The sequence below is a fragment of the Arthrobacter sp. MA-N2 genome, from assembly GCF_000517125.1.
GTDB lineage: Bacteria > Actinomycetota > Actinomycetes > Actinomycetales > Micrococcaceae > Arthrobacter > Arthrobacter methylotrophus.
Genome location: NZ_KI912155.1, coordinates 1,251,267 through 1,273,327 on the forward strand (window position 1 = coordinate 1,251,267; position 22,061 = coordinate 1,273,327).

Here is a 22,061-nt window from a genome sequence, read left to right on the forward strand (position 1 = left end):
CCAGTGCACCCCGGGCGGCCGGCGCTTTTCGCGACCGGCCGCCCGAGGCACACGCTATTTATTCCGGAAGGAGGGGAAATGTCCACCCTTGCGCAGCCCAAGAAGGCGCCAGAGACACCAAGCCCCAAAACCAAGAAAGTTCAAAAAGAAGTAGGACAGGACCGGGCGGCCACGTCTCAAGGCCGGTGGGCGTTCTGGTTGATTTCCCCCGCCTTGGTGTTGCTCGCCGTCGTCATCGTGTACCCCGTGGTCAACGCGATCATCATGGCGTTCCAGAAGGACCAGGGCCTGGACCCGGTGACCAAGGTTTTCGTCCAGGGCGGGCCCGCCGGTCTTGATAACTTCGTCCACTGGCTGGCCCAGCAATGTGGCTCCGCAGCCTGTGCCCCCGGCACCCTTGGCTCCCAATTCTGGAGCGCCGTTGGTACAACATTCTTCTTCACTGTTGTCACCGTGGTGCTTGAGACCGTCCTCGGGTTCTGGATGGCCGTCATCATGGCGCGGAGCTTCCGCGGACGCAGCGCCCTTCGCGCAGCGGTCTTGGTGCCGTGGGCCATTCCTACGGCCGTGACCGCGAAGCTGTGGTTCTTCATCTTCGCTTTCGACGGAATCGCAAACAAACTGTTCGGAACGGCAATCCTCTGGACGGGCAGCGAATGGCCAGCGCGTTGGGCGATCATCATTTCCGACGTATGGAAGACGACGCCCTTCATGGCCCTGCTGATTTTGGCGGGCCTCCAGATCATCCCGGCCGAGGTGTATGAAGCCGCGAAGGTCGATGGAGCCTCGGCATGGCAGCGCTTCACCCAGATCACCTTGCCGCTGGTGAAGCCGGCGCTCATGGTGGCCGTGCTGTTCCGGGTTCTTGATGCACTGCGCATGTACGACCTTCCGGCCATCATGACCCAGGGCTCGAATGGCACAACGACGTTGTCGATTCTGGTGGTTGATCAGATCCGTCAGGGATTCAACTCGGCGGCGGCCTTGTCCACCATCACCTTCTTGATCATCTTCCTTGTGGCGTTCATCTTCGTTCGTTTCCTGGGAGCTAACGCAGTCGCCTCAGCAACACCCAAGACCAAGGGGCAAGACAAATGACCGCCGTGAGCTTTGACACCGCGCCCAAGACAGCTGCCCGACGGCGGGAACGCTGGGCGAACGGACGCACCTACATCAGCGCCATCTTGATCTTCATCTGGTGCTTGATTCCGTTCTACTGGATGATCGTGACCGCGTTCCGAGACGTGGGATACACCTTCGATTCGACGCCTTTCTTCACCCATGTCACGTGGGACAACTTCACCACGGTCTTTTCCGAGAACCTGGGGAACCACTTCGGCCGGAACCTCCTTAACTCGCTCTTCGTGGCCGGGGTGACCACCGTCATTGCCCTGCTCTTCGGGGTGTTCGCGGCATATGCGCTGTCCAGGCTCGAATTCCGCTTCAAGTTCCTCGTCCTCGGTTTCGTCCTCGGGGCTTCGATGTTTCCGGGTGTGGCCTTGGTGACGCCGTTGTTCCAGCTGTTCACCAACATCGGCTGGTACGGCACGTACCAGGCACTGATCATTCCCAACATCTCCTTTGTGCTGCCGTTGACTGTCTACACCCTGACGTCCTTCTTCCGGGAAATGCCGTGGGAACTGGAGGAATCAGCCCGAATTGATGGTTGCACCCAGGGGCAAGCATTCCGCAAGGTCATCATGCCGCTTGCCGCACCGGCCGTGTTCACCACAGCAATCCTGGCGTTTATCGCTTCCTGGAACGAGTTCCTTATTGCGAGCCAGCTGTCCAATGACCAAACCAAGACCGTCACGGTGGCCATCGCCTATTTCGCCGGCGCCCAGGCCCACCAAGAGCCGTACACCGCCGTCATGGCAGCTGGAACCGTCGTGACAATTCCACTCGTGATCCTCGTGCTGATCTTCCAGCGCAAGATCGTGGCAGGCCTGACAGCGGGCGCGGTCAAATGACGCAGACTCCGGACTCGGCCGGGCCGTCCCTCCACGGCCCGGCCAAGGAGCAGCAGACCCGAGTGAAATCTGCGGAGGATTTCGACCTCGTGATCGGTTTCCTCGGCTTTTGGGCCTTGGTCCTCCTGGTCATCACCGTGGCCGCCGAACTCACGGCCCAGCCCGCACTGGGATGGGCCCTGGGCCTGCTGGCAATATTGCTTGCGCTGTGGGGGATGCTTCGGCTCCGCCGGCGGCTCCCCGCGAGGACCACAAGACGCATCGACTGAGCTGCGATCCGAAATAAATAGTGCGGAATCGGCGGGGGACCCCTCAGCGGAATACGCTGGCTATCTGCCGTCTGGGAAGCAATCCCCGGCTTCCGCACGGATTCTTTGAGGGGGCTCGAGTGGCAAAAACGAGTGAGCGGTCCCAGCGTGGCGGCCACACAGGAGTCAGCATTGAGGACGTCGCGCAGGCCGCGGGCGTTTCCACGGCGACGGTTTCGCGGGCAGTGCGGGGCCTTCCCCGCGTATCACCTGCTACGCGGGAAAAGATCCTGCGGGTCGCCGAGGAACTTGGGTATGTGGCGTCGCTGTCCGCTTCGGGATTGGCCACCGGCCGCACCAAGACCATCGGCGTCTTGGCCCCTTACGTGGACCGTTGGTTCTTCTTCAAGGCCATCGAGGGAGTAGACCGCGAGCTTCACGCCCGCGGCTACAACCTCTCCCTTTTCAACTTGGGTGGGCAGCGGGGAGCACGGGAACGGCTCTTCAGCAAGACGATGGTCTACAAGCAGATCGATGCGCTCCTGGTCCTCTGCATGTCGCTGACACCCGAGGAAATCGCCGATCTTCAAAGGATCGACATCCCTTTGGTGATCGTCGGTGGCCCGGTGGAGGACTGCCCAAGCATCGGCATCGACGACTACGCCGCCTCCGTAGAGGCCACGATGCATCTGCTGAACCTCGGTCACCGGGAGATCGCGTTGCTCCACGGCCAAGACGACTCGGACTTGAACTTCACCGTGCCGCGGTTGCGCATTGACGGCTTCACCGACGCGATGACGAGCGCAGGCTGCTCCATGCCGCCCGAATGGGACATTTTCGGAAACTTCACGGTGGGTAGCGGCCAGGAAGCCTTCGAGGAGCTCTGGGCCAAACCCGGACGCAAGCCGACGGCAATCTTCTGCGCTTCTGATGAAATGGCCATGGGGGCCATGTTGCAGGCCCGGCGCCGCGGTGTCCGCGTACCGGAGGAGTTGTCCATCATCGGCATCGACAACCATGAATTCTCCGAAGCCATGGGCCTCACCACAGTGGCCCAGGACCCTGTGGAACAAGCCCAGCTGGGCACCCGTATGTTGCTTGACGAATTGGCCGGCGCCACAGGCTCCGTACGGTCCATGAAAGCCCCCCACCGGCTGATCATCCGCGAATCCACGGCGCCGCCCCGCGCTCCGTGCGAGGAGTGCGGAGCGGCGGCCGAGGCCAAAAGCTAGGATGCCCTGGCCAGCTGCCTGATGGGGATCCAACGGGAAGCCAGCCTGCGGTAAGCCGCGGCCGCTCCCGTCATGTCCCCCTCGGCCAAGCATTCGATGCCGAGCCGGACATCCATGGGCGACTCATCCGGGTAAACCTTGTCCGCCACGGCGCCGTAATCCAGCTCGACCATTGACTGGACATGGAACGATTCGAGCCATTCAGTGAGCTGGGTGAGGTCGTCCAACATGTCCAGGTCCGGGGCGGCGAGGGCGAGGTTGGCTACTGCGAAGCGTGCCCGGTCCAAGGCATCCGTGAGTGAGGCCCAGACCCTGACCGTGAGGATACGGCCACCGGATTCCACGACGTCCTTGCGGTCTGACTCCTGGAAGAGCGAGAACCAGCTGAAGGGAATGCCCCACGTGGAGGCCCTTGTGTGCACGCGTTTCGCGTCGTGACTGGCGTTGATGCGGTCGATTCGAGCCTGATGTCGGTCGCGCTGGTCCACGGGGATGAGCAGGTTCGCGAGCGGTCCGTGGATACCCTCCATGAGGGCGTTGGCCGCTAAGCCCGCCCGGATGACCAGTTGGCTGGGGCAGTAAAGCAGCCGCCCGGCGTCGGGATCGTTCGGGTCTCCGGAAGGAACCCGCGTGATGCGGACCAGATCGGTGCTGCCGGTAGGGAAGGGATCCCCGCCCTTGCGGGTGACACGTCCAAGCGATGCGAGCAGCTCGGCGTTTTCGACGGCGGCACGCGAACCGCTGCGGGTACCGCTCGCCACGAGTTGCTTCCGTTGGTCCTCCGGGAAGGCTTCGAGCGGTTCGTAGACGCGCAGGGCTGAAGAGAAGGGCAGCCCAGCCTGACTCCCATACAGCTTTCCACTCATTGCGGCCGCCTCCTCCATTGATTGCTATTGCTCAGTCCGAAAGCTCCACGATCACGGGAGCGTGGTCCGAAGCACCTTTGCCCTTGCGCTCCTCGCGGTCAATCGAGGCGCCAGTGACGCGGGCGGCCAGTGCGGGGGAGGCCATGACGAAGTCGATCCGCATGCCCTCCTTCTTGGGGAAGCGCAGCTGCGTGTAGTCCCAATAGGTGTAGACACCTGGGCCCGGAGTATAAGGGCGGACGACGTCGGTGAAACCGGCCGCTTCGAAAGCGCGGAATGCTTCGCGCTCGGGTTCGCTGACGTGCGTGAGCGCGTTCGCCCGGAAGAAGTCCATGTCCCAGACATCGTCATCCAACGGCGCGATATTCCAGTCGCCCATGAGGGCCACCTGCGCATCGGGATTCTCGATGACCCAGCTGGCGGCATGGCCCTTCAGGGTGTCGAGCCATTTCAGCTTGTACGGCATGTGCTCGTCGTCCAGGGCGCGGCCGTTGGGAACGTACAGGCTCCATACTCTGAGGCCGCCGCACGTCGCGCCGATTGCGCGGGCTTCCTGGATAGGATCCTTGCCGGCTTTTCCGAAGGCGGGCTGGTCGACAAAGGTGCGTTCGACGTCGTCGAGCCCTACACGGGAAGCGATCGCCACGCCGTTCCATTGGCTTAGGCCGAAGTGGGCAACCTCGTAGCCCATGCGCTCGAAGAGCTCCCAAGGGAAGTTTTGGTCCTTGCACTTGGTTTCCTGCATGGCGAGGACGTCGCAATCACTGCGCTGCAGCCAAGCCTCTACGCGATCGGCACGTGCGCGGAGCGAGTTCACATTCCAAGTAGCTATCTTCACAGCCACTAACTTACCGAACTTGGGACCCAGCGCATCCCCTCGCAGTGGATTGCTCCCGGAAGGGCTAGTGGGCAGGAACCATGGACGACGTGCCCAGCCTGCGCAGCTTGATGCCAGAGGCGATCAAGAGCACCCCGCTGACCGCAGCGTATGTCGCGAGAAGCGCCACCACGCCCAGGAACCCGGCGCCTGGATTGACCAGCACAAAAAGCCCAAACACGGTGGTGATCAGCCCGGTCAACAACCAGACCAACCAGGCCCTGACAGTGGTCCTGACGTCCATCGCAAGGATGATTTGCGATACGCCCAGAATCAAGGCCCATGCTCCGATGAGGACCCCGAGCGCCGCGGCCGTGATGCCCGGCCACGAAACTGCCACGAGGCCAACCGCTACGGAAATGACGCCGCCGATCATGCTCCAGCGGGAATGACGCGCAGGATCGTAGAAATAGTGGGCCATGTTGGTGAGCCCGTCGGTGATGACGTAGACGCCGAACACGTAGACAAGGGCAAAGACCGTGGCGACCGGCAAAGAAGCAACCAGGAAGCTCAAGAGCAAGGCCAAGGCTCCCCGGAAGATGAGGGCCGTTCCGGAATGCTGAAACAACTTGCGTCCTGCAGTGTCGGACATAGGGTCAGTGTAGACCCGTGCCCGTGGCTGGAGAAGTGGCCGCTGAAACTCCCCACCTTTGGACTTGGACCCCGACGGCGGACCGCGGCACTTAGCGGGCGGTCCCGCCGTCGGGCTTCAAAAGCGGGGAGTTTCAGCGGGCACCCGCTAGACAGATTCCAAAACGGAGACGTAGTTGGCGATGCCCACGCCGCCCATGTTCTGCACGGCGCCGCGGCGGGCGTTGGGCAGTTGCATGGCGCCGGCGGTGCCCGTGAGCTGCATGGCGGCGATGACGTGTTGGGAGACGCCGGTGGCGCCGACGGGGTGGCCTTTGGCTTTGAGGCCGCCGGAGACGTTGATGGGCAGCTTCCCGTCCTTGTAGACCCAGCCTTCGTGCACGGCCCGGGAGCCTTCGCCGCGCGGCGTCAGTCCCATGGCTTCGTACATGATGAGTTCGGCGATGGTGAAGCAGTCGTGCACTTCGGCGAAGTCCAGTCCGTCGATCCCGACGCCGGCCATCCCCAGCGCGCGTTCCCAGGAGACCCGCGTGGCGGCGAACTCCGTGGGGTCGCGGCGCTCGACCGGGAAGAAGTCGTTCGCGTGCCCGAATCCCGCCAGACGCACGGGTTCAGTGGCAGCGCCCGACGCCGGGCCTGTAGTAAGCACGAGGGCGGCGGCGCCGTCGGACACGGGGGAGCAGTCGGTGCGGCGGAGCGGTTCGGCGACCATGGGATTTTTCTCGGAAACGGTCCGGCAGAACTCCTCGCCGAAGTCCCGGTGCATCTGGGCGTAAGGGTTGTCCATGCCGTTGTGGTGGTTCTTGGCGGCGATGGAACCCAAGACGTCGCCCAGGCCTCCGGCATAGCCTGTGGCTTCGATGCTGGCGCCGTAGCGCTTGTGGTAGTGCTTGGCTACCTCGGCGAACAGCCCGGTGAAGCCGGTGGTGGAGGCCTTGCCGGCCATTTCGTAGGAGGCACCGAGCAGTGCTGCCCCGACGACGTCGGCGCCGGCGTCGGTCATCTTTTCGGCGCCGATCACCAACACGTTGCGAGCGGTCCCGGCGAGCACGGCTTTCACGCCCTGCTGGAACGCGGCCGAGCCCGAGGCACAGGCGTTTTCGGTTCTCGTTGCCGGCACGTTGGCCAGTTCCCCGGACAACTGCAGGGCCAGGGAGGACGGGAAGCCGAGGGCTTGCATGCCGGAGTTGAACTGGCCGAGGTAGATCTCGTCGATGTCCCGCGGCTCAAGGCCGGAGTTCCGGATGGCTTCGGCGGATACCTGGACGATCAGGGATTCCAATGTCTCGTCCGTGAGTTTGCCGAACTTGCTGTGTCCCCATCCGGTGAGGAGGACATCTTTGCCGAACTGGTCTCGCAGGCTCATGCCAGGGTTCCTTCCAAAGCAGTTTCTTCCAAAGCCGGGGTGGTTTCCAACGCGAGCTCGAATGCTGCCGCGGTTTTTTCCCGGACTTCCTCGACGGTGACGCCGGGGGCGAGGCGGGTGAGGTTGAGCTGCCGCCCGCCGTCTGTTCGTTGATCGTTCCGAACCAGATCGAACACCGCGAGGTCGCTGATGATCCGGTCCACCACGCCCAGGCCGGTCAGCGGCAGGGTGCATTCGGTGACGATTTTCGGTGTCCCGTCCTTGGCGTTGTGTTCGGTGAGGACCACCACGCGCGGTGTCCCGGCGACCAGATCCATGGCTCCGCCCATGCCCTTGACCATCTTGCCGGGGATGGTCCAGTTGGCAAGGTCGCCGTTGCCGGCGACCTGCATGGCGCCCAGGATCGCGACCTTGACGTGTCCGCCGCGGATCATGCCGAAAGACGTGGCGGAGTCGAAGATGCTGCCGCCGGGCAGGACCGTGACGGTCTGCTTGCCGGCATTGATGAGGTCGGCGTCTTCCTCGCCTTCATAGGGGAACGGGCCCATGCCCAGCAGGCCGTTCTCGCTTTGGAGGACAACCCGCACGCCCTCGGGCAGGTTGTTGGCCACGAGGGTCGGGATGCCGATGCCGAGGTTGACGTAGTCGCCATCGTGGAGTTCTTCGGCTGCGATGGCGGCCATTTCGTCGCGGGTCCATGCCATGGTGTTGCTCCTTTGCTGGTGGGTGCTTAGACGGCCAGGGCTTCCGGGCGGGGCCTAACGGTGCGCTGCTCGATGTCCTTGGTGCGCTTGCTCGCCTGGAGGAGCCGCTGGACGTAGACGCCCGGGGTGATGATGTGGTTGGGGTCCAGTTCGCCGGGCTGCACGATCACTTCGGCTTCGGCGATGGTCACGATTCCTGCCGTTGCCACCACCGGGTTGAAGTTCCTGGCCGTGTAGCGGTAGATCAGGTTCCCGTCCGTGTCCGCGGTGTGCGCGTGGACCAGTGCGACGTCGGCCACGATCCCGCGCTCCTGGACGTACGTGACGCCGTCGAACTCTTCCAACGGCTTGCCTTCGGCAACCAGGGTCCCGACGCCGGTCCGGGTGTAGAACGCCGGGATGCCGGCACCGCCGGCGCGGAGCCGCTCGGCGAGGGTGCCCTGGGGTGCGAACTCGACCTCGAGCCGGCCGGAAAGGTACTGCTCGGCGAAGAGCTTGTTTTCGCCCACGTACGAGGCGATGACCTTGCGGACCTGGCCGGCTTCGATGAGGACGCCCAGGCCCTTGCCGTCGATGCCCATGTTGTTGGAGACCACCGTCAGGTCTTTCACGCCCGCATCGCGGACGGCGTCGATCAGGTCCGCGGGGATACCGCTGAGCCCGAAACCTCCGACGGCGATCGTCTGGCCGTCACGCAGCACGTCCCGCAGGGCCTCGGCTGCGCCGGGTTGGATTTTGGCCATGGCTTGTCCTCGTCTTTGAGTGGTTTGGGGATGCGGAGCAATCCACTTTGTGGACAGGCTGCCGGGTGCATCGTCTGGTAAGTCGTCTGAGAATGGAGCTTATGGCGGTCCAGTCCGGTCGGTCAACGGACTGTTGGGGCAGCAGGGGCTGCCATTGCACAGTGTGGACGGTAGTCTTTGAAGTGTCCACATTGTGGAGGAATTCTTCGAAGGGGGAATCATGTCACCGATTCAGCAGCCACAACGCACGCCCGTCCAGGGTGCCCAGGTGGTGGGCCGGGTTGCCGCGCTGCTGCGGCTCGTGGGGCGTAAAACGGAGGGCATGTCCATTGCTGGCCTGGTCCGCGAGTCAGGACTGACGCGCCCCACGGTGCACCGCTTGCTCGCATCCCTCGCGGCCGAAGGCCTGCTGGACCACGATCAGCGGACCGGCAACTGGATCCTGGGACCGGAGATCTTCCTGCTGGGGTCCGTGGCTGCGGCCCGGTTCCCGTTGGAAGACTTGGCCCGGCCCAGCCTGCGTCGCTTGGCCGAGGAAAGCGGGGAAAGCGCGTTCTATTCCATCCGGCGGGGCCACGAAACTGTCTGCGTGCTCCGGGAAGAAGGCAGCTTTCCGGTGCGCTCTTTCGTGTTGCATGAAGGTGTCAGGTTCCCCCTCGGAGTGGCGTCGGCCGGCACGGCGATCATGGCGTTCCTTCCGGAAGATGAGCAGGAAACGATCCTGTCGATTTGGGAACGGCATGCCGGCGATTTCGCTAACGGCCACACCGAGAGTGTGGTTCGCCGGAACCTTGAGCAGACCCGCTTGGCCGGGTACTCGGTGAATCCCGGCTTGGTTCTTGAAGGCAGTTGGGGGATGGGGGCCGCCGTTTTCGACCCACTGGGAAGGCCCATCGGCGCGTTGTCCCTCACCGGCATCGAACCGCGATTCCGTCCCGAGCGCCAGGAATTCCTCGGCAAGCTGCTGATGGAAGAAGCCCACCGGATGAGCTCCGCAAGAACCGACCACCTTTGAGCCGCAACCTTGGCACCCATGCCGTCATCCGGCGTCGGGGGCTTCCAAAAGTGGTCGCTTCTTGAGGGCTTCCCAAATTAATTTTTGGAATGGACCCATCCCTGTAGCCCGCACCTCCGAATAGCTGGCATAAGGACTTACCCCACAAGGGCGAAGTGCTTTCACGCCGGAAACGACCGGCACCGAATGTCAGTCCGTTTGAAGGAGAAATGTCATGCTTTCTACAAAGCGCACGTCTTTTGCGATCGCCGGCCTCGCCGCTTCCGCCCTGCTGGGCCTCACTGCTTGTGGCGGTTCGGCCAGCTCCTCGCAGTCCTCGGCTCCCGCTGCCACCACCATGGCTGCGACGCCGTCGGCCAGTGCGGCAATGGACCCGGCCCGCGACCTGGTGGGACCTGGTTGCGCAGGCTACGCCGCCCAGGTTCCCAGCGGTGCGGGTTCGGTTACCGGAATGGCCGCCGACCCGGTGGCCGTCGCCGCGTCCAACAACCCGCTACTCAAGACTCTCACCGCCGCCGTGTCCGGCAAGTTGAACCCGAAGGTGAACCTCGTGGACACGCTCAACGGCAGCCAGTTCACTGTCTTTGCCCCAGTGGACAGCGCGTTCGCCAAGATCCCCGCCGCGACCATCGACAGCCTCAAGACCGACGACGCGCTCCTCAGCAAGATCCTCACCTACCACGTCATTCCCGGCCAGCTGACCCCGGACCAGATCGTCGGTACCCACAAGACGGTTGAGGGAGACTCGGTGACGGTCACCGGAACCAAAGACGCGCTCAAGGTTGACGGAGGGTCCGCCGTGATCTGCGGTGGCGTCCACACTGCCAACGCGACGGTGTACTTGGTTGACAGCGTCCTGATGCCCAAGTAAATCTCCGGCCTTTGTGCACGGCTCTTGCCCCTTAGGATTCGTCGTAAGGGGCAAGAGCCGTGCGCAAAATCTTGAAGGGAAAGATGTGAAGCCGTCAATCGTGTGGTTTCGGGACGACTTACGCGTCACCGACAACCCAGCGCTGCGGGCAGCGGTGGACGACGGAGCCGCCGTCGCACTCTATGTCCTTGACGAGGAATCCCCGGGCATCAGGCCACTTGGCGGCGCCGCCCGCTGGTGGCTGCACCATTCCCTCCTTTCCCTTCGCGAAGAACTCGCCACGCTGGGCGTGCCCCTCTTGCTGCGCCGCGGGCCGGCCGCCGTCGTCGTGCAGGAAACCGCGACGGCGCTCGCTGCGGGCGCGTTGTATTGGAACCGGCGGTACGGCGAGGCAGAGCGAATGCTCGACGCCGGCATCAAGACTTCGGCTCGCGGGTCCGGGATGCATTCGGAGAGTTTTCAAGCCTCGTTGCTGCACGAACCGTGGGCCGTCACAACGAAGCAAGGCGGACCTTTCAAGGTCTTCACGCCCTTCTGGCGAACCGTGTCCGGACTGGATTTCCGGGAGCCGTTGGATTCTCCGGAACCGGGCCAGGGCTTCTCCGCGCGGCTCCCTGATTCCGAGGAGTTGGACACTTGGGGATTGTTGCCGCGGAACCCCGATTGGTCTGCCGGACTTGCGGAAAGCTGGCGACCGGGTTCGGCGCAGGCTCACGAGTTCCTCGGCGACTTCGTGGAGCACGGATTGGCGGACTATTCGGTGAACCGGGACCGTCCGGACCTGCCCGGCAGCAGCCGTTTGTCACCCTTCTTGCGCTGGGGGCAACTCAGCCCCTTCGAGGTGTGGCACGCACGGCGGGCGCGGCCCCGGGAACCGGGCTCCGCCGTTTTCGCCGCGGAACTGGGTTGGCGTGAATTCTGCTGGCACCAATATTTTCATCACCCCGATCTGGCGACGGCCAATTTGCGGCCTGGGTTCGACCACTATCCTTGGGCCTCGCCGGGTGGTCAGGGCGCAGGCGCGCACGAAGCTGCCACCACGCTCCTGCACGCATGGCAGGAAGGCCGCACCGGGTTCCCCCTGGTGGACGCCGGCCAGCGGCAATTGTGGCACACGGGATGGATGCACAACCGGGTCCGGATGGTATCCGCGAGCCTTCTGGTGAAGAACCTCGGCATCCACTGGCAACTGGGCGAGCAATGGTTCTGGGACACGCTGGTTGACGCCGATCCTGCCTCGAATCCTGCGAACTGGCAGTGGGTAGCCGGTTCCGGTGCGGACGCCTCGCCGTTCTTCAGGATCTTCAACCCGGAGACCCAGGCGGCGAAATTCGATCCCCACGGCAGCTATGTTGGCCAGTGGATAACGGAACTGGGCACTCCGGACTATCCCGAGCCGGTGGTGGACCTCAAGGCCTCGCGCCGGGAGGCTCTGGACGCATACAGCACCCTGGCGCACTGAAACCAACCACCAGGATCTACCACCTTTGCCGCCGGCACAGACCGGAACGTCCGCACAGAACGCGGGTTCCGGCGTCGGGCGTTCCCGTATGTGGTCGGTTGTGGAGGTCACGCCAGACCCCTAGAAATTAGTAGGAAGTCCGAGTATATTCGGTGCAAAGACCCCGGGGCGCAGTTGGACATGTGCCTTCGAGGCTGATGGCGGGTATTCCCCCTATGCAAAGGAGCATTCCATGGTGCGCGAACTTTCCCACTACATTGACGGCCAAAGGGTCGACGGGACCTCTCCACGATTCAGCGATGTCTACAATCCCTGCACGGGCGAGGTGCAGGCCAGGCTTCCTTTGGCCAGCGCTGATGAGGTGCGGACCGCCATTGCCAACGCGGAAAAAGGCCAGCTCGAATGGGCCGCCATGAACCCGCAACGCCGCGGCCGGATCCTGCTGAAGTTCGTGGACCTGGTCAACGAGCACATGGACGAACTCGCCACGCTCCTCTCCTCGGAGCACGGCAAGACCTTCCCCGATGCCAAGGGCGATATCCAACGAGGCATTGAAGTGGTGGAGTTCGCCGCCGGTGCACCGCACCTCCTGAAGGGCGAATTCTCGGACAGCGCGGGAACCGGAATCGACGTTCACTCGCTGCGCCAGCCGCTCGGCGTCGTCGCGGGCATCACGCCTTTCAACTTCCCGGCCATGATTCCCCTCTGGAAGTCCGGACCCGCGCTCGCTGCCGGGAACGCCTTCATCCTCAAGCCTTCGGAGCGCGACCCTTCGGTGCCACTGCGCCTGGCCGAGCTCTTCACCGAGGCGGGATTGCCGAACGGCGTCTTCAACGTCATCAACGGCGACAAGGAAGCCGTGGACACCCTCCTCGAGGACCCGCGCGTGAAGGCCATCGGCTTTGTCGGATCTACACCGATCGCCCAGTACATTTACGCCACGGCTGCGGCTCACGGCAAGCGCGCCCAGTGCTTCGGCGGCGCCAAGAACCACATGGTGATCATGCCCGACGCCGATCTCGACATGGCCGCGGACGCGCTCATCGGCGCCGGCTTCGGTTCCGCCGGCGAACGTTGCATGGCCATCTCGGTGGCCGTGCCGGTTGGCCAGGAGACGGCCGACCAGCTCGTCGCCAAGCTGCACGACCGCATCAAGGACCTGAAGGTGGGGCCGAGCCTTGCCAGCGACTCGGACTTCGGCCCTGTGGTGGCAGCCTCCGCGAAACATCGGATCGAGGGTTACATCCAGGCGGGCGTTGACCAAGGCGCCACGCTTGTCACCGACGGGCGCGGACTCAAGGTTGACGGCTACGAGGGCGGTTTCTGGGTTGGCCCGACGCTGTTCGACAACGTCACGAAGGACATGTCCATCTACAAGGAGGAGATCTTCGGCCCGGTCCTGAGCGTCCTCCGCGCCTCCGACTACGAAGAAGCGCTGCGCCTCTGCTCCGAGCACGAATTCGGCAACGGCGTCGCGATCTTCACCCGTGACGGTGACGCCGCCCGCGACTTCGCGAGCCGCGTCGAAGTAGGCATGGTGGGCATCAACGTCCCCATCCCCGTGCCCATCGCCTATTACACCTTCGGCGGCTGGAAGGCCTCGGGCTTTGGCGACCTCAACCAGCACGGCGCGGACGCCTTCCGCTTCTACACCAAGACCAAGACCGTCACCACCCGTTGGCCCTCGGGCATTCGCCAGGGCGCCAGCTTCGTGATGCCGGCCGGCAGCTAATGGCCGAGGTCCTTTTCGAGAAACGCGGCCACCTCGGCGTCGTCACCCTGAACCGGCCCCAGGCCGTCAACGCCCTCACCTCCGGCATGGTGCACGCCATGCTGGAGCAACTCACCGCCTGGGCGGACGACGACGCCGTCAAGACCGTTTTGGTGCGCGGCGCCGGAGACCGCGGACTGTGCGCAGGTGGAGACATCGTGGCGATCTACGACGACATGCTGCGCCACGGGGACCAGACCGCCCACTTCTGGGCCGCGGAGTACCGATTGAACTCGCTCATTTCCCGGTACCCGAAGCCCTACGTGGCTTTCATGGACGGGCTGGTCCTCGGCGGCGGCGTCGGGATCTCCGCCCACGGCTCCGTCCGCGTGGTCACCGAGCGGACCCGTACCGGCATGCCGGAAACCACTATTGGCTTTGTGCCCGACGTCGGCGGGACGCTGCTGCTCTCCCGCTCACCGGGCGAGTCGGGAACCCACGCGGCGCTCACCGGAGCCCATCTGAGCGGGGCCGATGCCTTGTTCCTGGGGCTCGCGGACCACTTCGTACCGTCCGAAAGCCTCCCCGCGCTGGCGGAAGCGCTGGAAAGTTCGACGGCGGAGGCCGCCGTCGAGCGCTTTGTGCAGGAACCGCGGGCCTCGGGTTTGGAAGCCCAGCGCGAGTGGATCGATGACGCCTATGCTGCCGACGACGCCGAGGAAATCGTCGGCAGGTTGCGCGCCGCCGGTGGAGAAGCCGCCGCAGCCGCGGAAACCATCGTGGCAAAGTCGCCCACGGCCGTGAAAGTCACGCTGGAATCGTTGCGGCGTGTCCGGGGACTCTCCCTCGAGGAGGCCTTGGAACAGGAGTACCGTGTTGGCCTGCGGTGCCTGACCGGGGCTGACTTCCGGGAGGGGATCCGCGCCCAAGTGGTGGACAAGGACCGCAACCCGCAATGGAAGCCTGCTTCCCTGGCCGAGGTGTCGCCGGCCGCCGTCGAGGGCTTCTTCGCGCCGCTCGGCGACCGTGAACTCAAACTTCATTCAAAGGAGTCCGACCATGTCTGAAAACGCAGCTTCCGGCACCATCGCTTTCCTCGGCCTCGGCCACATGGGCGGCCCCATGGCTGTGAACCTTGTCAAAGCGGGTCATCAAGTGGTTGCATACGATCCGGTTCCGGCAGCGCTGGAGGCGGCTCGTGAACACGGCATTGCCACGGTGGAATCTGCCGGAGAAGCCGTTGCCGGCGCCTCTGTGGTCCTGACCATGCTGCCAAGCGGCAAGCACGTGTTGGACGCTTACCGGGGAGTGGACGGAGCGCCGGGCCTGCTCTCGCTTGCGGCGCCGGACACGCTGTTCCTGGACTGCTCCACCATCAATGTCGACGAAGCCCGGGAGGCCGCGGCCATTGCTTTGGAAGCCGGCCACCGTTCCGTGGACGCGCCCGTGTCCGGCGGTGTGGTGGGTGCCGAGGCCGGAACCCTGACCTTCATGGTGGGGGCCTTGCCCGAGGACTTCGACACCGTGAAACCGATCCTGGAGCTCATGGGCCGGAGGATTGTGCACTGCGGGGACCACGGTGCCGGGCAGGCCGCCAAGGTCTGCAACAACATGATCCTGGGCATTTCCATGATCGCCGTCAGCGAGGCATTCGTGCTCGGCGAGAAGCTGGGTCTCACGCACCAGGCCCTGTTCGACGTCGCCTCCAACGCCTCGGGACAATGCTGGGCGCTGACCACCAACTGCCCCGTTCCAGGACCGGTCCCCACCAGCCCGGCCAATCGCGACTACCAACCGGGATTCGCCGGAGCCCTCATGGCGAAGGACCTCCGGCTCGCGGTCAACGCGCTCGAGAGCACCGGAGTAGACGGACAGATGGGGCACTTGGCATCGCAGATTTTTGACGCTTTCGCAGCCGAGGGTGGCGCCGGGCGCGACTTCTCCGGCATCATCACGGACATTCGGGACAAGTCCGCCAAGTAGCCTTTGCGGACTTTCCGATGCAACCTTGAACAAGCGACTATCCTGAACAACTGACAAAAGGGGCACGGCTTGGCGCAGCAGTACGAAAACATCCTGGTGGAACTCCGTGGACGGGTGGGCTTGGTGACCCTGAACCGGCCCAAGGCACTCAATGCATTGAACAAGGCGACCATGGAGGAGCTCGTCGCCGCCGTAACCGCCATGGATACGGATCCAGGGGTGGGCGCTGTGGTGATCACTGGCTCCGGGAAGGCCTTCGCGGCCGGCGCCGACATCAAGGAGATGGCATCCAAGGGGTACATGGACATGTACGCCGACGACTGGTTCCGCGGCTGGGAAGACTTCACGCGCTTGCGAATTCCGGTGATTGCCGCGGTGTCGGGTTTCGCCCTGGGCGGTGGCTGCGAACTGGCTATGATGTGCGATCTCATCATTGCCGGGGACAACGCCAAGTTCGGCCAGCCGGAGATCAACCTCGGTGTCATTCCCGGCATGGGTGGCTCGCAGCGGCTGACCCGCGCCGTGGGCAAGGCCAAAGCAATGGACATGGTCCTCACTGGGCGGTTCATGGATGCCGATGAGGCCGAGCGCGCAGGACTCGTTTCCCGCGTAGTGCCGGCAGATGCCGTCGTGGAAGAAGCCCTCGGGGCCGCTGAGGTCATCGCCTCCAAGTCCAAGCCGGTTGCCATGGTGGCCAAGGAGGCCGTCAACGCCGCGTTTGAAACCGGGCTGTCCCAGGGCGTGTTGTTTGAGCGTCGAATCTTCCACTCATTGTTTGCCACCGAGGACCAGAAGGAAGGCATGTCCGCGTTCACCGAGAAGCGCCAGCCGGAGTTCAAGAACCGCTGAGTCCCGGGCCTGCTACGCGGGTCCGAGTTCCACCGGGAATTCGAGGGCGTGGCCGTATTGGGACCACCCGCCCGTGAAGAGCCGGCCGTGCCCAAGGCCGGCATATTCCAAGGCCAGGAGATTGTGGCAAGCCGTTACTCCGGAGCCGCAATAGCTGATCACGTTCTCTGCAGACGAGATGCCTGCCGCGGCGAAGATGCTCAGCAACTCGGCCTTGCTGCGCAGTTTCCCGGAGGGGTCCAGGTTCTCCCTGCACGGGACGTTCCTCGCGCCGGGCACATGCCCGGGCCTTGGATCGATGGGGTCCTGCTTGCCTTCGAAGCGGTCGCGGTTGCGTGCGTCCACCGCGAGATTTGCTTCGATTGAGAGTTCGTGGATCTCCGCCAGACGGTTTCCGGGCCACGGTTGTGCGGTGAAATCACCGGCGGCCCTCGAAGGAGGTTCGGTTTCCAAGGGACCTTCGTAGCTGGCGAGCCCGCCATCCAGAATGGCTGAACTGTGGCCTGTGGCGCGCAGCATCCAGACCAGGCGTGCGGCGATGACCCCGCCGGCGTCGTCGTACGCCACCACGATGCCGTCGTCGCTGATTCCCACTTCCCGCATCCCAAGGGCAAAGTCATGCGGAGCGGGGAGCGGGTTTCTTCCTTCGAGTGGCGATCCCTCAGCCGAGAGCCATCGATCCAGGTCAACAAAGACCGCCCCGGGGATGTGCCCTCCGTCGTACGCCTCCCGCCCGGAGCGCCCGTCGAGGTACCAGCGCACATCGGCGAGCACCACGCGGTGGCGGTTTTGGGACCACCATTCGAGATCGACAAAGGGGCCTATCGCTGAACTCTGCATGGCCCCAATGCTACGCATGGTCTCATTATTTGATATGTAGATCTCGAAATATGGACAAACCGTGAGGCGGGGGATCAGTCGGTGAAGTCTCCGGCCGCCTTGCGGAAGTCTCCCAGGACGCGGATGAGGTGCTCGACGTCTTCGTCACCGAATCCGGACTGGCCGAACACTTCGGTGTTGAGCGCCGTCGTCGCGCGCTTCGCGAGGGTGCGCCCCTCCGAAGTGAGCTCGATCAACGTGGTGCGCCCGTCGGTGGGGTGCGGGGACCGCACCACCAGGGCAGCCTTTTCGAGGCGGTCGACGGCGTTGGTCACCGACGTCGGATGCACCTGGAGCAGCGCGCTGGCTTTGTTCATGGGCAGCGCCCCGCTACGGGCGAAGCTGAGCAGCGCCAGGAGCTCATAGCGGGCAAAGGTCAGGCCGAACGGCTTCAGCACGCTCTCGATCCGGGCGAGCAGGATCTGCTGCGTGCGCATGATCGCGGTGATGGCCGCCATGGGAGCGGCGACTTCGCCCCAGCCGTGACGTTCCCAGTTTCGCTGGGCATCGGCGATGGGGTCGCGGGGGAGCGGGCTGCCCACGGTGCCTCCTGACATTGGTTGGTGGCTGCCTATTCTTTCAGACTCGGGAAGTCCGATTCGGAGTACTCGATCCCGGTCCCTTCCGGGACCACGCCTCCGCCATGCCGGATCTCCTCGCTCGCCCGAAGCTCCACGCGGCGGATCTTGCCCGAGATGGTCTTGGGCAGCTCGCGAAATTCGATCCGGCGGATGCGCTTGAACGGGGCCAGATTGTTCCGGCAATAGCGCAGGATGTCCTCGGCGAGCTCGGGCGAGGGGACATGTCCACTGGCCAGCACCACGAATGCCTTAGGCACCGAAAGCTTGACCGGGTCCGGAGAGGGTACGACGGCGGCTTCGGCCACAGCGGGGTGTTCGATCAGGACGCTTTCGAGTTCGAAAGGGGACAATCTGTAGTCGGAGGACTTGAAGACATCGTCCCCGCGGCCCACATAGGTGATGATCCCGTTCTGGTCGCGGCTGGCCATGTCGCCCGTGTGGTAATAACCGTCGCGGAAGGCTTCGGCCGTCTTATCCGGATCGCCGAAATAGGACTTCATGAGTCCCACGGGGCGAGGATCCAAGCGCAAGCACAGCTCGCCGTCGTCGGCCTCTTCGCCAGTGGCAGGGTCAACAAGGACGACGTCGTAACCGGGCAGCGGCCGTCCCATGGAGCCGGTCTTGACCGGTTGCCCCGGAGTATTCGCAACCTGGACGGTTGATTCCGTCTGCCCGAAACCGTCGCGGATGGTCTGGCCCCAGGCCCTCTCTACCTGCCCGATGACCTCGGCGTTGAGCGGTTCCCCGGCCGAAACCACCTTGGTGGGCGGGGTCTTCAGCAAGGTGAGATCCGCTTGGATCAGCATGCGCCATACGGTGGGCGGGGCGCAGAAACTGGTGACCTTTTCGCGCTCCATCTGTTCCATGAGGGCCTTCGCGTCGAAGCGCTCGTAGTTGTAGACGAACACGCAGGCCTCGGCGATCCACGGAGTGAAAACGTTGGACCACGCGTGCTTGGCCCAGCCGGGCGAGGCCACATTGAGGTGGACATCCCCGGGTTCCAGGCCGATCCAATACATGGTGGATAGGTGTCCCACCGGGTACGAGGTGTGGGTGTGCTCCACTAGCTTCGCACGCGACGTGGTGCCCGAGGTGAAGTAGAGGAGCATCGTTTCATCCGCGAGCGTGGGTGCATCCGGGGCGAATTCGGTCCCGGCGGAATCTGCTTCGGTGTATTGGAGGGCAGCCGGGCGCCCTCCGCCGGTGGTTTCGTGGCCGGCCGCCGGGCCGCCGTCGCGCACTTCAATGAGCGTATAGTCGCCCGGCACCTCGGCGAATTTGGCGATGTTGGCGCTCCCGACGGCGGCCCAGCGGGCGCCGCCGCGCTCCACGCGATCCGCGATGTCGCGCGGGCCCATGAGTGTGGTGGTGGGGATCAGGACCAGACCCAGTTTGATCCCGGCGAGCATGAGTTCCCACAACTCCACCTGGTTGCCAAGCATGATGATCATGCGGTCGCCGCGGTGGACGCCTTTCGTGCGGAGCCAGTTGGCAATCTGCGAGGACCGTGCGGAGAGTTCGGCGAAGCTGCGGCGGGTGGAACTGCCATCCTGCTCGACGATGACCAACGCGGGGTTATCGGCCGTGGCGGGGTTGGCTGCGGTCTGGTCGAACCAGTCGATGGCAAAGTTGAACTCGGTGAAGCGGGGCCATTGGAACTCCCTGTGCGCCTGGGAGTAGTCGGTGCGTAACTCCAGGAGCCGGTCGCGGGCTGCGCGGAAGTCGTCGGTGACTGTCATTGTCTGCCTTTCGCCCTGCGTGGATCAGATCAGTGCGGACCAAAACAGACTGGCCGTGTGATCCGCTTCACCTGCAATATACTAGGACATCCAAGGGTTTGGAAGAGGGTAGGGGCGTCTGTAGCCTCGCGTCACGCCGGGCACACTTTTGCGGGATCACGACGGCGGAGCCCCCGCCACGGCGCGGCAGACCGCCGTCGTACGCTCCAAAAAGTCGCTCAGCGTGACGGCGCCCCGGTTCAGGCGACTGCTACTTCCACCACGTGTCGAAAATCGTGACTGGAACAGTGCGCTTGTGCTTGGTACGCAGGTACTTCTGCTCGATGGCCTCTGCCACCTCGTCGGAGACCTCCCGGCCTTCAAGGTAATCGTCGATTTGCTCGTAGCTGACACCAAGTTCGTCCTCGTCGGTGCGCCCGGGCTTACCGTCCAAGAGGTCCGCCGTCGGAATCTTCTCCCAAACCCGCGCCGGAGCGCCCAGTTCCGCGAGGAGTGCACGGTTCTGCCGCTTGTTTAGGCCGAAGAGCGGCAGGATGTCGGCGCCGCCGTCGCCGAACTTTGTGAAGAACCCGGTCACGGATTCGGCTCCGTGGTCCGTGCCGATCACCAGGTAGTTGTACTCGCCGGCCAGGGCGTACTGGGCGGTCATGCGGGCCCGGGCCTTTGTGTTGCCCTTATGGAAATCCGAGATCCGTGCGCCGGTGGTCTTTTCGAACTCGTCCTCGAAGCCATCCACCGCGCGCGAGATGTTGAACGTCCATTCGGTCTTGGCCTGAATGAAATCCAGGGCAGCCTGGGCGTCGTCCTCATCGTGCTGGGTGCCGTACGGCAGGCGAACGGCGACGAAGTTTGCGTCGATGCCCTCTGCCTCAAGCTCCTGGACGGCCAACTGGGCAAGGCGCCCGGCGAGCGAGGAATCCAGTCCGCCGGAAATGCCGAGGACGAAGCCCTTGGTATGCGTGGCCTTGAGATATTCCTTGAGGAACGTGACGCGTTTGCGGACCTCCCCGGCAGGATCGATCCGGGGCTGGACGCCCATTTCCGCAATGATCGTGGCCTGGAGTGTGCGCATGTCCCCAACACTAGTAAAAATTGGTGCTTGGAACACGCAATTTCATCACTCAGGGTGTCATGCCTCGCCGCGCGCGTCCTCCCCACCCAACTAGCTCGCATTCGTTGTCGTTTTCGGGGCGAATAGCGACAACTATTGCGAGTTAGTTGGGGGCAGGCCTCTTAATGGGCGGGGGCGACTCCCGTCGACGCCCGGACCGTGAGGTGCGTGGGCATGACGGCCAGGCTCCGGCTGGTTCCGCCGTACTGGGGATTCAGCCGGGAAAGGAGCATGGAGACGGCCACTCGCCCGGCCTGCTCAATGGGCGATGCCATGGTGGTCAGTGGCGGGTTGCAGAAATCCGCTCCGAAAATATCGTCGCAACCAACAATGCTCATGTCTTCGGGCACCCGGATTCCACGTTCGCGCAGCCGTTGGAGCATGCCGATCGCCAACAGGTCATTGAAGACAATGCATGCCGTGGCTCCCGTGTGCGCGGCTGCGTCGGCAGCAGCTGCGCCTGACGTCGTCTTGGGTGCGAATGGCCCCACGCTGAAAGTGGTCAATTTCCGTTCCTCGGTCTCGTCCTGGAACGCCTTCCACCGCTTGGCGTTGGACCAAGACGTGGACGGGCCTCCAACGAAACAGATCCGGGAGTGGCCAAGAGAGACCAGGTGCTCAAGTGCCTGGATGATGGCCGACGGCGTGTCGATCACCACGGTGGGTGCAATGGCCGGGGCCCTATTGATCGTGACCAAGGGTTGTTGTGCCGCTGCTTCGGTAAGTTGGGCGTCCGTCAGCCGGGACGCGGCAAGGATGAAACCGTCGGCCGAGCGGCGCATCTTCTGCAGGGCATCGGCCTCCATTTCGGCCGATTCCTCGGTGTCCACCAGCAATTGGGTGTAGCCCGCGGCCTTCAGTTGGTGCTGGGCTCCACGGATGATGTCGAAGTAGAACGGGTTGGTGATGTCCGGGACGAGGACTGCGACCGTCTGCGTGCGTCCCGAGCTGAGTCCGCGGGCCTGGGAACTTGGCACGTAGTTCAATTGCGCGGCTGCTTCTTCGATCCGCTCGCGTGTCACATGGTTCACCCGCAGTGGATTGGACAGAGCGCGCGAGACAGTGGATGTGGCCACTCCCGCAAGCTCCGCGACGTCGCGGATGGTAGGCTGCCTGCCCGGTGACTGGAGCTGGAGTTCTGCCATGATCTGGGTATTCCTCATCTGCCGCAGTCGCTCAACAATGAGTGACCTGTTCCACAATTGCAGCACCGATGACAATTTTTGGCAATCGCTTGTCATCGCACTTGGGCGTGCCTAGACT

General features: G+C 63.9%; 22 protein-coding genes. 11 read left to right on the forward strand and 11 right to left on the reverse strand.

Annotated features, from left to right (window positions below):
- The first annotated feature begins 78 nt into the window (after nucleotides 1–78).
- From A3M3_RS0106435 to A3M3_RS0106450, 4 genes are all read left to right on the forward strand, one after another.
- Entirely contained in the window at nucleotides 79–1,098 is a 1,020-nt protein-coding gene (locus A3M3_RS0106435; RefSeq protein WP_028265659.1) for a carbohydrate ABC transporter permease, read from the forward strand.
- Nucleotides 1,095–1,970, forward strand: coding sequence for a carbohydrate ABC transporter permease (locus A3M3_RS0106440; RefSeq protein WP_028265660.1), 876 nt, complete (start codon nucleotides 1,095–1,097; stop codon nucleotides 1,968–1,970). The genes A3M3_RS0106435 and A3M3_RS0106440 overlap by 4 nt, the downstream gene beginning before the upstream one ends.
- Nucleotides 1,967–2,239: a hypothetical protein gene (locus tag A3M3_RS23985; RefSeq protein ID WP_028265661.1), complete on the forward strand. Its 273-nt coding sequence runs from the start codon at nucleotides 1,967–1,969 to the stop codon at nucleotides 2,237–2,239. Before A3M3_RS0106440 ends, A3M3_RS23985 begins: the two co-directional genes overlap by 4 nt.
- A 119-nt stretch (nucleotides 2,240–2,358) precedes the next feature.
- Nucleotides 2,359–3,450, forward strand: a complete 1,092-nt coding sequence (locus A3M3_RS0106450) for a LacI family DNA-binding transcriptional regulator (protein ID WP_028265662.1) — start codon at nucleotides 2,359–2,361, stop codon at nucleotides 3,448–3,450.
- Here the strand turns inward: A3M3_RS0106450 and A3M3_RS0106455 are convergent.
- The 6 genes from A3M3_RS0106455 to A3M3_RS0106480 all read right to left on the reverse strand — a co-directional run bounded on the left by A3M3_RS0106455 (nucleotide 3,447) and on the right by A3M3_RS0106480 (nucleotide 8,597).
- On the reverse strand, nucleotides 3,447–4,316 hold the full coding sequence (locus A3M3_RS0106455; protein WP_028265663.1) for a hypothetical protein: 870 nt from the start codon (nucleotides 4,314–4,316) through the stop codon (nucleotides 3,447–3,449). The genes A3M3_RS0106450 and A3M3_RS0106455 overlap by 4 nt on opposite strands.
- 31 nt (nucleotides 4,317–4,347) lie before the next feature.
- Nucleotides 4,348–5,154 carry an exodeoxyribonuclease III gene (locus tag A3M3_RS0106460; protein WP_028265664.1) on the reverse strand — a complete coding sequence of 269 codons (807 nt, stop codon included), beginning with the start codon at nucleotides 5,152–5,154 and terminating at the stop codon, nucleotides 4,348–4,350.
- A 64-nt stretch (nucleotides 5,155–5,218) separates the two neighbouring features.
- Complete coding sequence (locus A3M3_RS0106465; protein WP_028265665.1) at nucleotides 5,219–5,785, reverse strand: HdeD family acid-resistance protein; 567 nt, start codon at nucleotides 5,783–5,785, stop codon at nucleotides 5,219–5,221.
- Between the two features lie 147 nt (nucleotides 5,786–5,932).
- Complete coding sequence (locus tag A3M3_RS0106470) at nucleotides 5,933–7,150, reverse strand: acetyl-CoA acetyltransferase (RefSeq protein ID WP_028265666.1); 1,218 nt, start codon at nucleotides 7,148–7,150, stop codon at nucleotides 5,933–5,935.
- Complete coding sequence (locus A3M3_RS0106475; protein ID WP_028265667.1) at nucleotides 7,147–7,854, reverse strand: CoA transferase subunit B; 708 nt, start codon at nucleotides 7,852–7,854, stop codon at nucleotides 7,147–7,149. Before A3M3_RS0106475 ends, A3M3_RS0106470 begins: the two co-directional genes overlap by 4 nt.
- Nucleotides 7,855–7,880: 26 nt before the next feature.
- Nucleotides 7,881–8,597, reverse strand: coding sequence for a CoA transferase subunit A (locus A3M3_RS0106480; protein WP_028265668.1), 717 nt, complete (start codon nucleotides 8,595–8,597; stop codon nucleotides 7,881–7,883).
- A 220-nt stretch (nucleotides 8,598–8,817) separates the two neighbouring features.
- Here A3M3_RS0106480 and A3M3_RS0106485 point away from each other — a divergent pair, with 220 nt between their 5' ends.
- The 7 genes from A3M3_RS0106485 (at nucleotide 8,818) to A3M3_RS0106515 (ending at nucleotide 16,488) form a co-directional block, all read left to right on the forward strand.
- The gene (locus tag A3M3_RS0106485) at nucleotides 8,818–9,612 is read left to right on the forward strand and encodes an IclR family transcriptional regulator (protein ID WP_035742320.1); all 795 of its coding nucleotides are present in this window, start codon (nucleotides 8,818–8,820) and stop codon (nucleotides 9,610–9,612) included.
- A gap of 214 nt (nucleotides 9,613–9,826) precedes the next feature.
- Nucleotides 9,827–10,483, forward strand: a complete 657-nt coding sequence (locus tag A3M3_RS0106490; protein ID WP_028265670.1) for a fasciclin domain-containing protein — start codon at nucleotides 9,827–9,829, stop codon at nucleotides 10,481–10,483.
- A gap of 85 nt (nucleotides 10,484–10,568) precedes the next feature.
- Complete coding sequence (locus tag A3M3_RS0106495) at nucleotides 10,569–11,945, forward strand: cryptochrome/photolyase family protein (RefSeq protein WP_028265671.1); 1,377 nt, start codon at nucleotides 10,569–10,571, stop codon at nucleotides 11,943–11,945.
- Nucleotides 11,946–12,177: 232 nt separating this feature from the next.
- Entirely contained in the window at nucleotides 12,178–13,677 is a 1,500-nt protein-coding gene (locus A3M3_RS0106500) for a CoA-acylating methylmalonate-semialdehyde dehydrogenase (RefSeq protein ID WP_028265672.1), read from the forward strand.
- Complete coding sequence (locus A3M3_RS23990) at nucleotides 13,677–14,723, forward strand: enoyl-CoA hydratase/isomerase family protein (RefSeq protein ID WP_035741435.1); 1,047 nt, start codon at nucleotides 13,677–13,679, stop codon at nucleotides 14,721–14,723. The genes A3M3_RS0106500 and A3M3_RS23990 overlap by 1 nt, the downstream gene beginning before the upstream one ends.
- Entirely contained in the window at nucleotides 14,716–15,639 is a 924-nt protein-coding gene (gene mmsB / locus A3M3_RS0106510; RefSeq protein ID WP_028265673.1) for a 3-hydroxyisobutyrate dehydrogenase, read from the forward strand. Before A3M3_RS23990 ends, mmsB begins: the two co-directional genes overlap by 8 nt.
- Nucleotides 15,640–15,708: 69 nt before the next feature.
- The gene (locus A3M3_RS0106515; RefSeq protein WP_028265674.1) at nucleotides 15,709–16,488 is read left to right on the forward strand and encodes an enoyl-CoA hydratase; all 780 of its coding nucleotides are present in this window, start codon (nucleotides 15,709–15,711) and stop codon (nucleotides 16,486–16,488) included.
- A gap of 12 nt (nucleotides 16,489–16,500) precedes the next feature.
- Here A3M3_RS0106515 and A3M3_RS0106520 read toward each other — a convergent pair whose 3' ends face one another.
- From A3M3_RS0106520 to A3M3_RS0106540, 5 genes are all read right to left on the reverse strand, one after another.
- Nucleotides 16,501–17,328 carry a sulfurtransferase gene (locus A3M3_RS0106520; protein ID WP_035741439.1) on the reverse strand — a complete coding sequence of 276 codons (828 nt, stop codon included), beginning with the start codon at nucleotides 17,326–17,328 and terminating at the stop codon, nucleotides 16,501–16,503.
- 74 nt (nucleotides 17,329–17,402) lie between these two features.
- Complete coding sequence (locus A3M3_RS0106525) at nucleotides 17,403–17,909, reverse strand: MarR family winged helix-turn-helix transcriptional regulator (RefSeq protein WP_028265676.1); 507 nt, start codon at nucleotides 17,907–17,909, stop codon at nucleotides 17,403–17,405.
- Nucleotides 17,910–17,938: 29 nt separating this feature from the next.
- A complete protein-coding gene (locus tag A3M3_RS0106530) occupies nucleotides 17,939–19,687 on the reverse strand; it encodes an AMP-binding protein (protein ID WP_028265677.1) in 1,749 nt (582 codons plus the stop codon).
- Nucleotides 19,688–19,937: 250 nt separating this feature from the next.
- Nucleotides 19,938–20,759, reverse strand: a complete 822-nt coding sequence (nadE, locus tag A3M3_RS0106535; RefSeq protein ID WP_028265678.1) for an ammonia-dependent NAD(+) synthetase — start codon at nucleotides 20,757–20,759, stop codon at nucleotides 19,938–19,940.
- Nucleotides 20,760–20,920: 161 nt separating this feature from the next.
- A complete protein-coding gene (locus tag A3M3_RS0106540) occupies nucleotides 20,921–21,943 on the reverse strand; it encodes a LacI family DNA-binding transcriptional regulator (protein ID WP_028265679.1) in 1,023 nt (340 codons plus the stop codon).
- Nucleotides 21,944–22,061: the final 118 nt, after the last annotated feature.

Excerpts from the sequence above, each read along its gene's own strand:
- A3M3_RS0106435 (WP_028265659.1), top strand. The coding sequence starts at position 79 with ATGTCCACCCTTGCGCAGCCCAAGAAGGCGCCAGAGACACCAAGCCCC.
- A3M3_RS0106440 (WP_028265660.1), top strand. The coding sequence starts at position 1,095 with ATGACCGCCGTGAGCTTTGACACCGCGCCCAAGACAGCTGCCCGACGG.
- A3M3_RS23985 (WP_028265661.1), top strand. The coding sequence starts at position 1,967 with ATGACGCAGACTCCGGACTCGGCCGGGCCGTCCCTCCACGGCCCGGCC.
- A3M3_RS0106455 (WP_028265663.1), bottom strand. The coding sequence starts at position 4,316 with ATGAGTGGAAAGCTGTATGGGAGTCAGGCTGGGCTGCCCTTCTCTTCA.
- A3M3_RS0106465 (WP_028265665.1), bottom strand. The coding sequence starts at position 5,785 with ATGTCCGACACTGCAGGACGCAAGTTGTTTCAGCATTCCGGAACGGCC.
- A3M3_RS0106470 (WP_028265666.1), bottom strand. The coding sequence starts at position 7,150 with ATGAGCCTGCGAGACCAGTTCGGCAAAGATGTCCTCCTCACCGGATGG.
- A3M3_RS0106475 (WP_028265667.1), bottom strand. The coding sequence starts at position 7,854 with ATGGCATGGACCCGCGACGAAATGGCCGCCATCGCAGCCGAAGAACTC.
- A3M3_RS0106480 (WP_028265668.1), bottom strand. The coding sequence starts at position 8,597 with ATGGCCAAAATCCAACCCGGCGCAGCCGAGGCCCTGCGGGACGTGCTG.
- A3M3_RS0106485 (WP_035742320.1), top strand. The coding sequence starts at position 8,818 with ATGTCACCGATTCAGCAGCCACAACGCACGCCCGTCCAGGGTGCCCAG.
- A3M3_RS0106490 (WP_028265670.1), top strand. The coding sequence starts at position 9,827 with ATGCTTTCTACAAAGCGCACGTCTTTTGCGATCGCCGGCCTCGCCGCT.
- A3M3_RS0106500 (WP_028265672.1), top strand. The coding sequence starts at position 12,178 with ATGGTGCGCGAACTTTCCCACTACATTGACGGCCAAAGGGTCGACGGG.
- A3M3_RS23990 (WP_035741435.1), top strand. The coding sequence starts at position 13,677 with ATGGCCGAGGTCCTTTTCGAGAAACGCGGCCACCTCGGCGTCGTCACC.
- mmsB (WP_028265673.1), top strand. The coding sequence starts at position 14,716 with ATGTCTGAAAACGCAGCTTCCGGCACCATCGCTTTCCTCGGCCTCGGC.
- A3M3_RS0106520 (WP_035741439.1), bottom strand. The coding sequence starts at position 17,328 with ATGCAGAGTTCAGCGATAGGCCCCTTTGTCGATCTCGAATGGTGGTCC.
- A3M3_RS0106530 (WP_028265677.1), bottom strand. The coding sequence starts at position 19,687 with ATGACAGTCACCGACGACTTCCGCGCAGCCCGCGACCGGCTCCTGGAG.
- nadE (WP_028265678.1), bottom strand. The coding sequence starts at position 20,759 with ATGCGCACACTCCAGGCCACGATCATTGCGGAAATGGGCGTCCAGCCC.
- A3M3_RS0106540 (WP_028265679.1), bottom strand. The coding sequence starts at position 21,943 with ATGGCAGAACTCCAGCTCCAGTCACCGGGCAGGCAGCCTACCATCCGC.